General features: G+C 74.2%; 13 protein-coding genes. 9 read left to right on the forward strand and 4 right to left on the reverse strand.

Going from position 1 to position 13,874, the window contains the following annotated elements; all coding sequences use genetic code 11:
- Positions 1 to 33: 33 nt before the first annotated feature.
- Together AB0N81_RS00920 and AB0N81_RS00925 are read right to left on the reverse strand one after the other, a co-directional pair.
- A complete protein-coding gene (locus tag AB0N81_RS00920) occupies positions 34 to 1,263 on the reverse strand; it encodes a Cmx/CmrA family chloramphenicol efflux MFS transporter (protein ID WP_365354450.1) in 1,230 nt (409 codons plus the stop codon).
- Positions 1,264 to 1,396: 133 nt separating this feature from the next.
- Positions 1,397 to 2,620: a class I SAM-dependent methyltransferase gene (locus AB0N81_RS00925; RefSeq protein WP_365354452.1), complete on the reverse strand. Its 1,224-nt coding sequence runs from the start codon at positions 2,618 to 2,620 to the stop codon at positions 1,397 to 1,399.
- A 299-nt stretch (positions 2,621 to 2,919) separates the two neighbouring features.
- Between AB0N81_RS00925 and AB0N81_RS00930 the strand changes: the two genes are divergently transcribed.
- A complete protein-coding gene (locus AB0N81_RS00930) occupies positions 2,920 to 3,612 on the forward strand; it encodes an alpha/beta hydrolase (RefSeq protein WP_365354454.1) in 693 nt (230 codons plus the stop codon).
- Positions 3,613 to 3,708: 96 nt separating this feature from the next.
- Positions 3,709 to 4,563, forward strand: a complete 855-nt coding sequence (locus AB0N81_RS00935) for a polysaccharide deacetylase family protein (protein WP_365354455.1) — start codon at positions 3,709 to 3,711, stop codon at positions 4,561 to 4,563.
- A 4-nt stretch (positions 4,564 to 4,567) separates the two neighbouring features.
- On the opposite strand, the gene AB0N81_RS00940 is transcribed toward AB0N81_RS00935, so the two are convergent.
- Complete coding sequence (locus tag AB0N81_RS00940) at positions 4,568 to 5,299, reverse strand: ABC transporter (protein ID WP_365354456.1); 732 nt, start codon at positions 5,297 to 5,299, stop codon at positions 4,568 to 4,570.
- The gene (locus tag AB0N81_RS00945; RefSeq protein ID WP_365354458.1) at positions 5,299 to 6,186 is read right to left on the reverse strand and encodes an ATP-binding cassette domain-containing protein; all 888 of its coding nucleotides are present in this window, start codon (positions 6,184 to 6,186) and stop codon (positions 5,299 to 5,301) included. The genes AB0N81_RS00940 and AB0N81_RS00945 overlap by 1 nt, the downstream gene beginning before the upstream one ends.
- A gap of 51 nt (positions 6,187 to 6,237) precedes the next feature.
- Here AB0N81_RS00945 and AB0N81_RS00950 point away from each other — a divergent pair, with 51 nt between their 5' ends.
- The 7 genes from AB0N81_RS00950 (at position 6,238) to AB0N81_RS00980 (ending at position 13,867) form a co-directional block, all read left to right on the forward strand.
- Positions 6,238 to 7,005, forward strand: a complete 768-nt coding sequence (locus AB0N81_RS00950; RefSeq protein WP_365354459.1) for an aminoacyl-tRNA hydrolase — start codon at positions 6,238 to 6,240, stop codon at positions 7,003 to 7,005.
- 142 nt (positions 7,006 to 7,147) lie between these two features.
- Positions 7,148 to 7,915: a DUF4142 domain-containing protein gene (locus AB0N81_RS00955; RefSeq protein WP_365354461.1), complete on the forward strand. Its 768-nt coding sequence runs from the start codon at positions 7,148 to 7,150 to the stop codon at positions 7,913 to 7,915.
- A gap of 104 nt (positions 7,916 to 8,019) precedes the next feature.
- Complete coding sequence (locus AB0N81_RS00960) at positions 8,020 to 9,327, forward strand: DUF692 domain-containing protein (protein WP_365354463.1); 1,308 nt, start codon at positions 8,020 to 8,022, stop codon at positions 9,325 to 9,327.
- A 4-nt stretch (positions 9,328 to 9,331) separates the two neighbouring features.
- Positions 9,332 to 10,387 (forward strand): TIGR04222 domain-containing membrane protein, encoded by a 1,056-nt coding sequence (locus AB0N81_RS00965; RefSeq protein WP_365354465.1) that lies wholly within the window; start codon positions 9,332 to 9,334, stop codon positions 10,385 to 10,387.
- 142 nt (positions 10,388 to 10,529) lie between these two features.
- Positions 10,530 to 11,285: a DUF4142 domain-containing protein gene (locus AB0N81_RS00970; protein ID WP_365354466.1), complete on the forward strand. Its 756-nt coding sequence runs from the start codon at positions 10,530 to 10,532 to the stop codon at positions 11,283 to 11,285.
- A 96-nt stretch (positions 11,286 to 11,381) separates the two neighbouring features.
- Positions 11,382 to 12,155, forward strand: coding sequence for a TIGR04222 domain-containing membrane protein (locus AB0N81_RS00975; protein ID WP_365354468.1), 774 nt, complete (start codon positions 11,382 to 11,384; stop codon positions 12,153 to 12,155).
- 110 nt (positions 12,156 to 12,265) lie between these two features.
- Positions 12,266 to 13,867, forward strand: a complete 1,602-nt coding sequence (locus AB0N81_RS00980; protein WP_365354470.1) for an alpha/beta hydrolase — start codon at positions 12,266 to 12,268, stop codon at positions 13,865 to 13,867.
- Positions 13,868 to 13,874 lie beyond the last annotated feature (7 nt).

Below are 13,874 nucleotides of genomic sequence, written 5' to 3' on the forward strand. Positions count from 1 at the left end.
CTCGCACGGGTGAGGACGGCTGCCCGTCCGCGCTCACAGCTCGACCCGCACGGCGTCGCGAGCCGTCACGCCCGTACGCGGCTCGGACAGTGGCGGCCGTTCACTCACCGCCACCCTCTCCTTCCGCCGCAGCCGCGCCGCCCACAGCACGCCCACCGATCCCGCGGCGGCCAGCGCCGCCCCGACCCAGGCCACCGAGGCGTAGCCGTACCCGGCGCCGATGGCCAGGCCGCCAAGCAGCGGGGCGATAGTGTTGCCGATGTTGAACGCGGCCGTGTTGACCGCGCCGACCAGCGTCGGGGCGCCCGGCGCGAGGCCGAACACCCGTGACTGGAGAGCGGGGTTGGTGACGTATCCGGCGAGGCCGAGCAGGAAGACCAGGACGATCACCACGGCCGTCACGTGCGCCGTCAGTGCGAGCAGCGCGGAGAAGGCGGCGAGGGCGCCGAGTCCGAGGCCGAGCGTGCCGAGGGGACGCGCCTGGCCGGTGCGGCCGCCGATCACGATGCCCGCCATGCCGCCGACGCCGAACAGCGCGAGGACGGCGGGCACCCACGCTTCGGGAACCCCGCTGACCTCGGTGAGCAGCGCCCCGAGGTAGCTGAAGGTGACGATGACCGCCCCGAAGGCGAAGGCGGTGAGGGCGTACGAGAGCCACAGTTGCGGGCGCGCCATGGCCCGCAGTTCGGCCCTGACCGAGGGGTGCTCGCCCTCGCCGCGGCCGCCGGGGACGACGAGCAGGGTGCAGACGAGGCTCACCGCGGTGGCCGCGGCCACCGCCCAGAACGCGGCGCGCCAGCCGGAGAACTGGCTCAGCAGCGTGCCCGCGGGGACGCCGACGACGGTGGCGAGCGTCAGCCCGCCGGCCACCACGGCGACGGCCCGCGCCTTGGCGTCCGCCGGCACGAGCGCCACGGCGGCGGCCACGGCGACGCCCCAGTACCCGGCGTACGCGAGGGCGCTGACCACGCGCGTCACGAACAGGGCGGCGTAGCCGGGCGCGAGGGCGCCTGCCACGTGGGCCACGACGAAGGCCGCCTGGAGTGACACGAGCGCCGTGCGTCGCGGCCATCGGAGGGTGGCGACGGCGAGCAGCGGCGCGCCGACGACCATGCCGATGGCGAAGGCCGATATGAGCAGTCCGGCGTCGGGGACGGACACCCCCAGGTCGTCGGCCATGCCCGGCAGCAGCCCGGACAGCATGAACTCCGAGGTCCCCTGGGTGAAGATGCCGAGCCCGACGATGTACACCGCAAGCGGCATGTGAAGCGGCCCTCCCGAGTCGTGTGCGGTCGGCCCGCTTTTGGAGCGACCGCTTCAGAACTGACGAGTGACGACGCTAGCACATTCTGAAACAGTCACTTCAAAACAGGAACGGCCACTCCAGCAGGGGGAGCTACCCCGGCGTCAGCCGCCACAGCGACGTCACTTCGGCCGCGCGGGCGGCGTGCAGCGGGTCGGTCGCGTCCGTGGCGCGCGGATGGCGTGGTGCGATGTCGAGCCGGTCCACCACCCGCAGGCCCGCCGCGTCGAAGGCGGCCAACAGCTGTTCCCGCGAGCGGAGTTCGAGGTGTTCGGCCAGGTCGGAGAGGATGAGCCAGCCCTCCCCCGCGGGTTCCAGGTGGTCGGCGAGACCGTCCAGGAAGCCGTGCAGCATCGCGCCGCCCTGGTCGTACACGCCCTGTTCGACGGCGGAGGTCGGCCGGGCGGGCAGCCACGGCGGGTTGCACACCGCGAGTGCGGCGCGGCCCGGCGGGAAGAGGCCCGTGTCGACGACCTCCACCCGCCCGGCGAGACCGAGCCGTTCGACGTTGCCCCGTGCGCAGGCGAGGGCGCGGGGATTGATGTCGGTGGCCACCACGCGGTCGACGCCCCGGCGGGCGAGGACCGCCGCGAGTACGCCGGTTCCGGTGCCGATGTCGAACGCTGTACGCGGCCGGGGCGCGTCCCTGACAGCGGCGTCCGGCAGCGGCGCCCGCGCCACCAGGTCGACATACTCGCCCCTGACCGGGGAGAACACGCCGTAGTGCGGGTGAATCCGGTCACCGTCGAGAGCGGGCACGGGCACCCCCTTGGACCGCCACTCGTGGGCGCCGATCACGCCGAGGAGTTCGCGCAGGGAGACCACCATCGGTCCGTCCGGCGGCCCGTACGCCTCGTGGCAGGCCGCGCGGACGTCGGGCGCCCGGCGCAGCGTCAGGGCGTAGTCGTCGTCCAGGCGCACGAGCAGCATGCCGAGCACGCGGGCCCGGTGGCCGCGGGCGCGGCGGTGCAGGTGGAAGGAGTCGGCGACCGTGGCGCCGGGTGCGGGTGGGCTGCCCGGTGCGGGGGCCTTGCGCGGGGCGGGGGCCTTGCGGTCGATGCGGCGGGCCAGGGCGGCAAGCAGCTGCCGGGCGCCGTGGAAGTCGCCGCTCCACAGCAGCGCGGTGCCCTCGCAGGCGAGCCGGTAAGCGATGGCGGCCTTCGTCCGGTCGTCGACGACGGCCACGCGGCGGGGCGGCGCGGCACCGCTCTCGGAGTGCCAGCGGGCGTGCTGGACGGAGGCTTCGGCGTGGCGGTCGGCACCGGTGGCCGTACCGGTCGTGGCGTGGTCGTTCTCGGTCCACTCGATGCGGGACATCAAGGACTCCTCATGGTCGCGGGGCGCTGTGGGGGGGGCACGAAGAGCGCTGCGACACGGAAGACCTCAGGGCTACGGGGCCGTTCCGGAGATGGGGGCATGCGCGACCCCCGCGTCGCTACGCGCGAGCGGAGTCAGCCGAGGACCATTCCCCTAGTCACGTCCGGAAATCTGCCACACCCCCCGCGTCCGCGGCAAGCGGGCCGGACCTGCGCGGAACCCGCCGCCGGGAGCGGAAGCGCCCCCGTACATGATCTGGGTGTGCCGCCCGACCCGCGTACCAGAAAGGCTCCACCACGATGAAGCTGCACACCCACGAGTGGGGCACCGGCGACCGTGTCGCCCTCCTCGTCCACGGGATCATGTCGGACCACCGGACCTGGCGCCGCGTGGGCCCCGCGCTCGCCGCGAGGGGCTACCGCGTGATCGGCGTCGACCTGCGCGGACACGGTGCGAGCGGGCGCGGCGACTACGGCGCGGAGATCTTCGCGGACGACCTCGTCGACACCCTGCCGGCCGGCGCGGAGCTCGCGCTCGGGCACTCGCTCGGCGGTCTCGCCCTGGCCCTCGCGGCCGAGCGGCTCGCTCCCGCGCGGGCCGTCTACTCCGACCCGGCGTGGGCGCTCGGCACCGAGGGCACGATCGACCCCGCGGCGTTCGTGGAGTTCCAGTGGATCTCACGCGGGGTCATAGCGAAGTTCAACCCGCGCTGGGAGGCGGCCGACGTGGACATCGAAGTCGCCACGCTGGCCCTCTGGGACCCGGACACCGCACTGTCGCTGTCCGGCACGGGCGCGGCCGACCGGACCCCGACAGCTCCTGTCGTGCCCTCACTGGTGCAGGTCGCGGACCCGAGCCCCGTGATCGGGGACGCGCTCAAGGAGGAGCTGGCGCGGCGCGGTTTCGAGGTGCGTACGGTGCGGGGCGCCGGGCACACCATTCACCGCGACGACTTCGACGCGTTCATGGCGTCGCTGGACGGCTGGATCTGAGGACCGCGGGCCCGGACGGGTGGCGGCGCGGCGGACCCGACGGGCCCTTTGCCCGATTTAACGCATTCATACTATTTACGTAGATATCTTCATCGGGTGATCACTCTCGTACGGAGATGCGCCGCGCTCTGCGCCCTCGGCACCCTGACCACCGTCCTCGCCGGATGCGCCGGCGACACCGCCGCGCCGGGCCACCCCGCCCGGCCCCCGGCGACCGCCGCCGCCCCCTCGGCGTCCGCACCGCCCACCCTCGCGCCGGGGCCGTCCGGCCTCACCCCCGTGTTCAAGAACGGCTCCCGGACGCGCGGCCGCACCGTCGCCCTCACCTTCGACGCCGACATGACCGCGCACCAGGGGGCACGCGCGGCGGCCGGTGAGCGGTTCGACAACCCGGCGCTGGTCGCCACGCTGCGGCGGCTGAAGGTGCCCGCGACGTTCTTCATGACCGGGCGGTGGGCCGAGGAGTACCCGGCCCAGGCCAGGGACATCGGCCGCGATCCGCTCTTCGAGGTCGCCAACCACTCGTACAGCCACGACGCCTTCACCGGCAGCTGCTACGGCCTGCCCGCCGTGCCCGCGGCCCGTATGCGCGCCGACATGGAGCGCGCCTTCACCGCCTTCCGCACGGCGGGCGTCGAGCGCCCGGTGCCGTACTTCCGCTTCCCGGGCGGCTGCTATGACCGGCGGGCCCTGCGCGCGCTCGCGCCCGGCGGCGTCACCGCGGTCCAGTGGGACGTGGTCAGCGGCGACGCCTTCGCGACGGACGCCGACGCGGTGGCCCGGCAGGTGCTCGACGGGGTACGCCCCGGCTCGGTGGTCGTCATGCACTGCACGCGCAGCGCGGCGCCCACGACGGAACGCGCCCTGCGCACGATCGTCCCGAAGCTGCGGGAGCGCGGGTTCCGGTTCGTCCGGGTGTCGGAGCAGATCGGGTCGGCCCGCTCCGGCTGAGGCGTCAGCCCCGCCGGGAGCAGAGCGCGCACGCCGCCCACACCGCGGCCGAAGCCGCGGCGAGCGCACCCGCCAGTGCTCCCAGCGACAGCGGTACGGCGCCCTCCCGCGAGCCCGTGGTCAGGTCGGTGAGGACCGACTTCGCCGGGGAGCCCGTGGTGACGAGCAGGAGCAGCGCGCCGACCAGCATCGTGGGGACGGCCCGCCCCGCGGAGCGCAGCAGCGGCCAGTTGGCGAGCGCCCCGAGCGCGGTGCCGAGCAGCGCGCTGACCACCATCGCGAGCAGGCCCGCGGCGCCCGCGGCGAGCCGTGGCACCGGCAGCCGGGAGTTGGTGCTCGCCGCGTCGCTGATGGCGGTCACGACGAGGGCCGCCGCACCGCCGAGCGCCGCCGAAGCGAGGAACGCGGCGAGCAGCGCGGCGAGGTGGGCCCGCCCCGGCCCCGTGGCCGCGGCGGCGACACTCCGGGCCGCGGGCGGCTCGTTGGTCACACAGATCCGCACCAGCCAGGCGGCCACGGGCAGCAGGGCCCCGGCGGCGTAGGCGAGCGAGTCCAGGACGGGCTGCCCGCCCTGGACGCCGACGCAAAGGAACACGGCGTACAGGATGACGGGCGGCAGCCACCGCTGGGACCGCACCAGCAGGGAGGTCTGATAGCGGAGCAGGGCGGGGAGCGCGGACAGTGCGCGCAGTGGAGGCAGTGGAGGCAGTGGGGGCAGCACGGACTTGGGTGACATCACAGCTCCTGCCCGTCCCGCGTCGTCGTCTCCCCGCTTGCCACCGCCACCACGTGCCACGGTGGCCGTGCCGTCAGGAGTTCGCGCAGGACCCGGTCCGAGTGGGGCTGCGGGACCGTGAGGCGCGTGATGCCGTCGGGGGCCCCGGGGCCCGCTGCGACAACCGACTCCGCGACCGCCGCCGGAAGCTCCGCGCCCTGCGGCCCCTGCACCTCGATGACGACCGTGGGCCCCTGCCACCCGACCGCACTCCCCTTCTCCGTACGGCGGTTCAGCGCCGTCCCGACCACCGCGTACGTCTCGTCGGCCACTCCCAGGAGGCGGCGCGGATCGTGGTCGACGAAGACCACGGAGCCGCCCGCCGCCGTGCGGTCGGCCACCGCGCGGTCGAGTGCGGCGCGGGCCGGGGCGTCCAGGCCGGTCCACGCCTCGTCGAGGACCAGCAGGTCGGGCCCGGCCAGCAGCGCCTGCGCCACGGCGACCTTCTGGCTGCTGCCCTTCGACAGCTCCGACAGCGGTGTCCGCGCGTATCCGGCGGCACCGAAGCGCTCCAGCCACTCCGTCGCGCTCTGCCGCGCCGTACCGCGCGCGAGCCCGTGGACGCGGCCCATGTGTGTGAGGTAGCCGATCGCCGTGAACGGCAGGGCGGCGGGGAACCGTTCGGGCACGAAGGCCGTGCGCGGACGCCCGCTCATCCGCCCCTCGGAGGGCGCGTCGATTCCGGCGAGGAGTCTCAACAGGGTTGATTTACCGGTGCCGTTGGCGCCCTCGATCCGTATCAGGGCGCCCGCCCGTATCGCCAGGTCGACGTCGCGCAGCACCCACGCGCCGCCCATGCCGTAGCGGCGGCCCACCCCGTGGAGCCGCACCGCAAGATCACGTTCCATGCGGGACATCCTCGCGCACGCCCTCGCCGGCGGGCTGGCAGACTGACGGGCGTGAGCAGCGACGACACGACCAACCCCGAAACCCCGGCCCCGACGCACGCACAGGACGCGCAGGACAGCCCGTTCCGCCACGAGATCATCTCGCGGGACGAGGCCCCGCAGTTCGTGCTGCCCCTCGTCGCCCGCATCGAACGCGCCGCTCCCCCGGCACGCACGGACGCCCTGGAGACCGCGGCCCGCGCCGTCCTGGTGATGCTGAGCGACGAGCGGTCCCACGGGGAAGGGCCGTGGGCGCAGGCCGTGCGCGACTGGCAGGACGCCCGCATCCGCAAGGTGGTGCGGCGGGCGCGCGGCGCCGAGTGGCGCAGGGCGGAGGCGCTGCCCGGCATCACGGTCACCGGCAAGTCGGCGGAGGTCCGCGTCTTCCCGCCGGTCCCGCTGGACGGCTGGCCCAAGGACCTGGCCCGTCTGCAGGTCTCGGGCACGGACCTGGACGACCCGGAGCCCCCGGCGGACGCCGACCCGACGCACGCCGTCCTGTGGATGAGCCCCGAGGTCGGCATGTCGGCGGGCAAGGCGATGGCGCAGGCGGGCCACGGCGCCCACCTCGCCTGGTGGGAACTCACGGCCGGGGACCGCGCGGCCTGGCGCGACGCGGGCTTCCCGCTCTCCGTGCGCACGCCCGACGCCGCCCACTGGCGGACCCTCACCACGAGCGGCCTCCCGGTGGTCCGGGACGCGGGCTTCACCGAGATCGCTCCGGGCTCCTGCACGGTGGTCGCCGACCACCCGGCCCTGCGCCCCACCACCCGTCCGTGACCGGAGGCGCTTCCGCCCGTGACCGGAAGCGCTTCCATCTCACACTCCGTCCCGTACGACCTCTCGCGCGGTTGAACACCCCGCCCGTATCTTCCGTACTCCCCGGTATCACCGGCGACACGGGAGCACCTCGGGAGGCACCTTGCGGCGCGTCAACGGCACGGCTCTGATCATCGCGGCACTCGTCGCCACGCTGGGGGCGATCGCGTTCCCCGTGTGGTCGTACGCCGATCGTTCCGGTACCGGCCCCGCCAATCTGGCCGCCGGTTCCGTGCCGACCCAGTGGGGACCGCTCTCCGCGGCCGACCGGGACCTGCTCGTGAAGGTGCGCCTCGCGGGCCTGTGGGAGATACCCGCGGGGCAGCAGGCCGTCGAGCGGGCGCCGACGAAGGCCGTCAAGGAGGCGGGCGACCACCTCATCGTCGGGCACACCGACCTCGACCAGCGGGTGCGGACCGCCGCCGCGCAGCTCAACGTGGAGCTGCCCAACCAGCCGACCGAGGAGCAGCAGGGCTGGCTCGCGGAGTTGACCGCGGCGAGCGGCGAGACGTACCAGCGGAAGTTCGCGAACCTGCTGCGCGTCTCGCACGGGAAGGTCTTCAGCGTCATCGCGCAGGTGCGCGACAGCACGCGCAACTCGCTGATCCGGCAGCTCGCCACCGACTCCAACCAGACCGTCCTCGACCACATCACGATGCTGGAGGCCACCGGGCTCGTCGACTTCGACGGGATCGCGAACGGTGCCGCGTCGACCGCGACCGCCAGCCCCGCCGGGCCTCCCCCGCCCTCCGGGGCCGTCCCGCCGGAGCCCGCGCCCGCGGGACCGAGCGGCGACGTCTCGACCACGTCCCGGCCCTCGCCCGCGCCGCCCGGCGAGGTCAACACCGACCGGCCGGAACCTCAAATGTAGCTCTGAACGTCTTCACCCCGGGGTTCACCCGCTCCCTTCCGGGCCATGGTGGGATCGGGGGGCCACGGGGGGACCGGGGTTCCGGGGGAAGAAGGGGGAGCGGCATGGCGCGTCCGCAGGAGCGGCGACTGGGGACAGGGATCGGCTGGCGGCCCGAGATCGCGGACGCCGTGGAGGCGATGCCCGGCATCGACTGGGTGGAGGCCGTCGCGGAGAACGTCTGCCCGGGGCATCTGCCCGATTCCCTGGTGCGGCTGCTCGAGCGCGGCGTGACCGTCGTGCCGCACGGAGTGTCGCTGGGCCTCGGCGGCGCGGACCGCCCCGACGAGGGCCGCCTCACCGCGCTCGCCGAGCGGGCGCAGGCCCTCGGCTCGCCCCTGGTCACCGAGCACATCGCGTACGTGCGGGCGGGCGGCGCCCTCACCGCGACGCAGCCTCTGGAGGCCGGGCACCTGCTGCCGGTGCCCCGCACCCGCGACGCGCTCGACGTCCTCTGCGAGAACGTCCGTGTCGCGCAGGACGCGCTGCCCGTGCCGCTCGCCGTGGAGAACATCGCGGCGCTCGTCTCCTGGCCCGGCGAGGAGATGACGGAGGGGCAGTTCCTGTACGAGCTGGTCGAGCGGACGGGCGTACGTCTCCTCATCGACGTGGCCAACCTCCACACGAACCACGTCAACCGCGGTGAGGACCCGGCGAAGGCCCTGGACGAACTGCCGGTCGAGGCCATCGCGTACGTCCACGTGGCGGGCGGCTTCGAGCGGGACGGCGTCTGGCACGACAGCCACGCGCACCCGGTGCCGGAGCCCGTGCTCGCGATCCTCGCCGACCTCGCCTCGCGCGTGTCCCCGCCCGGGGTCCTCCTGGAGCGGGACGAGAACTTCCCCGAACCGGCCGAGCTGGAACGGGAGTTGGATGCCATCCGGGCCACCGTGAAGACGTCCGGCGGGCCGGTCGGCGACTCCACGGCCGGGCGCCGCGAGGTGCCGCCCGCCTCCGCGGCCGCCCGGCAGCGCACCGCCGTCGCCCAGGCCGCACTGCTCTCCGCGCTCGTCGCGGGCACTCCCGCGCCGGAGGGCTTCGACCGCGGACGTCTGAAGGTGCAGAGCCACGCGCTGGCCGCCAAGCGGGCCGACGTGGTCGCGAAGGTCGCGCCCGAGCTGCCGGAGATCCTCGGCCCGGCGTACCGCGCGGAGTTCCTCACGTACGCCCGGTCCCGGCCCATGACCGGCGGCTACCGGCACGACGCGCTGAACTTCGCCGAGCACCTGATGCTCGCCGGGCGCCCCGAAAGCCCGGAAGCCCGGCGGCGGTTGAGCGACTGGTGGCTGGAGCGCTCGGGCCCGGCGCCGCTGTCGCGGCGGCCCGCCGCGAGACTGCTGCACGCCACCCGCCGGGTCCTGCTGAGGCGGTGACGCCATGAGCACCGTGGCCATGGTGTACACGGTCGTCGTCTCGCTCGCCGCCGCCGAGCTGATCCGGGGCGTGGTGGCGGCCCGCCGCACCAGGTCCCCGCACGCGGCGAGGGTGCCGCTCGACGCCGAGCACGGCGTCTTCGTCCGCGGGACGCTGGAGGCCGCGTTCCTCTCCGGCGGCCCCGCCCGCGCCGCGGACTCGCTGATCGCGGGCCTGCACGAGGACGGCAGGCTGGTCGTCACGGGGCCCGGCGTCGTCGGTGTCACCCGCCCCGTCGCCAGGAGCGCCGGCGAGCGGGCGGTCATCGACGCCCACACCGCGGCGCCCAGCGGCGCGCTGCACTGGCTCCGGGTGGCCGTGATGCGCAGCCCGCCGGTGCAGGAGACGGGCGAAGCGCTCGCCCGGCGGGGTCTCCTCGTGCGGCCGGGGCGGCAGCACAAGTGGCGGATCTGGGCCGGGGCGCAGATCTTCCTGACCTTCTTCGGGTTCATGGCGTGCGCCGTCGTGACCCTGTTGCTGTTCGCCGACAGCTACACGGAAGCCGCCAACCACACGGAAGCGGGAGAACCCGACTCGCCGCTCGTCGACATCCTGGCCCTGCTGCCCGCCGCCGCCTTCGGCACGGTGAGCGGCATCATCTGCCTCACGGTCACCTCGAAGCAGCTCACCGTCGCCGGACGGTACGCGCTGCGCGAGTACGTCGCCTCGTCGCGGCACCTCACGGGCGCGGCCCATCTGGTGGCGACGCGCGGCCTCGCGGCGGCCCATCCGGATCTGCGGGCCCAGCTGATCGCCGCCGCCCGCGTCCGGGTTCCGGCGACACCTCCCGCCGTCCCGTACCCCGCCCCGTACGCGAACTCGACCTCGTGGAACGCGGGGAGCGGCACGCCCGTGTGGTGCGGGTCGGGCAGCGGAGGCGGGGGTGGCGGCTTCTGCTGCTCGGGCGGCGGTGGTGGCGGCGGGTCCTCCTGTTCCGGCGGAGGCGGCGGAGGCTCGTCCTGCGGAGGCGGAGGCGGCGGCTCGTCCTGCGGAGGCGGCGGAGGCGGCGGGTCATGTTGAGCAGCCTGCCCTCCTCCTTCTGAGGGCGCGCGCCGCGCCCATCACCTCATGGGCCCGGTACGGCAGGAGACGTACTCCCCGCCGTATCGGGCCGTGCCCCGCCCGGGGCGCACTAACGTGCGGTGCCGCTACTGGAGGCACCATGCGCTTACGAACCGTCAACGGCACCGGCCTCATCGTCGCGGGCCTCGTCGCGACCCTGGCCGCGCTGATCTTCCCCCTCTGGTCCTACGAGGACCGCTCGGGCACCGCCCTCGACCGGCTCGACGCCGACACCGTGTCCACCGACTTCGGGCCGCTCTCCGCCCTGGACCGGGACTTCATCATCAAGGTGCGCCTCGCGGGCCTGTGGGAACTGCCCGCCGGACAGCAGGCCGAGGAGCGCGGCACCACCAAGGCCGTCCGGACCGCGGGTGAACACCTCGTCGAGGGCCACACCTTCCTGGACGCGCGCGTACGCGAGGTCGCGACCCGGCTCGGGCTCGAACTGCCGAGCCAGCCGAGCGGCCAACAGCGCGAGTGGCTCGCGGAGTTGAGCGGCGCGCGCGGTGAGACGTACAACCAGAAGTTCGCGAACGTCCTGCGCCGGGCCCACGGCAAGGTCTTCTCCGTGGTGGCCGAGGTGCGCGCGAACACCCGCAACTCCCTGGTGCGGACCCTGGCCGACGACGCGAACACGACCGTCCTCGACCACATCAAGGTCCTGGAGGGCACCGGCCTCGTCGACTTCGACGGCCTCGCCCGGGACGCGGCGACGACCGGACCGGCGGGTCCTGTGACCGGATCACCGGCCCCGCCGGGACCCACGGACTCCCCCGGATCGGCCGCGCCGGTCACGCCGTCGCCCACGTTCCCGCTGCCGCCGGCGGCGTCCCGCCCGCCTCCCCGCGAGAGGTGACCCGAGACACAAACGGAACGTTATCCACCCGTCACCCATTGTCCACATAGTGAATAGGGCGTAGCGCCATGCGGCGCCGTCGCATAGAAAACCGCCATGTTCTGGGTCCCTCTGCTCCTCCTCGCCTGGGCCGCGGCCGGGCTCTCCTGCGGCCGGCTCTGCCTCGCCGCGAGCCGCGCCGCCGTACAGGAGAAGTCCGCGGCCCGCGGGCACGAACTCACCCTCTACGAAGCGGCGTTCCTGTCCGGCGGCCCCTCGCGCGTCGCCGACGTGACGCTCGTCGCGATGGCCAGGGCGCGGCGGCTGCTGATCGCGCACACCGGCTGGGCGACGGTCGTCGACCCGGTGGGCCGCGACGACATGGAGCGTTCGGTGCTCGGCGCGATAGGCCCCGGCGGGCAGTCGCCGATAGCGCCGGTACGCCGAGGAGCGGCCGCCGCCGACCCCGTGCGGGCGCTCGCGGACCGGCTCGTCACGGCGGGGCTCGCCGTCCCGGACGGCATCGGTTCGGGCGTCGCGGCCGCCGTGCGCCAGGTGCGGGCCGCGACCGCGGTGGTCCTCGCTCTGGGCGCCGTCGCGGTGCTGATGCCGGCCCAGGGGCGGGCGGCCGTGGGGCAGGTGCCTGTCGCCGTCTGGTTCGGGCTGCCGCTGCTGCTGTGCGTGGCCTGTCTGCTCATCGCCCGCGTCGAGGTCCATCCGTACACGCGGTGGGCGTCCCCCGCGGGACAGCGGCTCCTCGGCGCGCTCGCTTGGCGGGGCGAGGAGCTCACCGCCGTCGCCGTGCGCGGGGTGCGCGCCGCGGGCGACCCGGGGCTGCGGGCCGCCTTCTCCCACCGGCCGCACCGGGAAACGACGCATCGGGGTCATTGAGACGACACCGGCGGGCCGGTGCTTTACTTCGCTAAATACCGGACCAATCATCACTTTTGTTCGAGCAGCACCCCGGAACGTACGGCCGAACAAAAGAGGTAACAAGCGCGATGAGAGCAGCAGCCGCCCGCTACGGAACCGCCGGATCCCTGGTCCTGACCGCCCTCGTCGCCGCCCCCGCAGGAAGCGCGAGCGGCACCCCGCCCTCCCCCGAGGCGGCCGGCACCACCGTCGCGGCCCAGCGCGCCGAGGCCGCCGGAATCCGCTGGGGCACCTGCCCCAGGGCCGAGGGGCTTCCCCCGTCCGTCCGGTGCGGCACGGTCTCCGTGCCGCTCGACTACGCGCGCCCGGACGGCAAGCGCATCAAACTGACCGTCAGCCGCACCAAGGCCACCAAGAAGGCGGCGAAGAAGGCGGTCGGCCGGCAGGGCGCGCTGGTCTACAACCCGGGCGGGCCCGGCGCGTCCGGCACGTACTTCCCGATGGTGGGCGTGATGCCCGAGTGGAAACGCATCGCGGCGGCGTACGACCTGGTCGGCTACGCCCCGCGCGGCGTCGGCCGCTCGGCGCCGCTGTCCTGCGTGGACCCGAAGCGGTTCGGCAAGGCGCCCTCACCGGCGCCGGTCCACCCCGACGCCGCGTACAAACGGGAGCGCGTCGCGCGGGCGAAGGCGTACGCGCGAGGGTGCGCGGAACGCAACCCGGGGCTGCGCCACTACACGTCGTTGAACAACGCGCGTGACCTGGAGGTGCTGCGGGCGGCGCTCGGCGAGGAGAAGCTGACGTTCATGGGCGCCTCGTACGGCACGTACTTCGGGGCCGTCTACGCGACGCTGTTCCCGTCGCACGTACGCCGCATGGTCTTCGACTCCGCGGTCAATCCCGACCCGACGCAGATCTGGTACGGCAACAACCTCGAACAGTCGCTGGCCTTCGAGCGGCGGTGGACGGACTTCCGCACCTGGGTGGCCAAGCACGACAGGACGTACCACCTCGGCAGGACGCCCGGAGCGGTCCTGCGCAGCTACGAGAAGGTCAGTGCCGAACTGGCCCGCAAACCCGCCGGCGGCAAGGTCGGCCCGGGGCAGTTGCAGAGCGCGTTCCTCCAGGCCGGCTACTACGACGACTACTGGCCGTCGCGCGCGTCGGCGCTCTCCGCGTATCTGAAGGGCAACCCGAAGCCGCTCGTCGAGCAGGCAGCACCCGAACCGAGGGCGGCCGCCGAGAACGAGAACGGCAACGCCGTCTACACGGCCGTCGAGTGCAACGACGCGCCCTGGCCCACCGACTTCGCGACCTGGGACCGCGACAATTCGGAGCTCGCACGCGTGGCGCCCTTCGAGACCTGGGACAACGCGTGGATGAATCTGCCGTGCGCCTACTGGCAGGCGCCCCGGCAGCAGCCCGTCGACGTGGGCACGGCCGAGGGCGCGCTGCCCCCGACGCTGATCCTGGCCGCCGAGCGGGACGCGGCGACGCCGTACGAGGGCGCGCGGGAGCTGAACCGCAGGCTGGCCGGGTCGGTCCTGGTGACCGAGGAGGGCGCGGGCACGCACGGCATCGCCGGTGGCCCCAACAAGTGCGTCAACGGGCACCTGAACGCGTATCTCCTGGAGGGCAGGCTCCCCGCACCGCACGCGGCGTGCGCACCGCGCAAGGAGCCCGAGCCGTCGTCCGCGGTACGGGCGGCGGATCTTCCCAGAGAGCGCTAGAAACTAC

It is taken from the genome of Streptomyces sp. NPDC093510 (assembly GCF_040683555.1).
Lineage (GTDB): Bacteria > Actinomycetota > Actinomycetes > Streptomycetales > Streptomycetaceae > Streptomyces.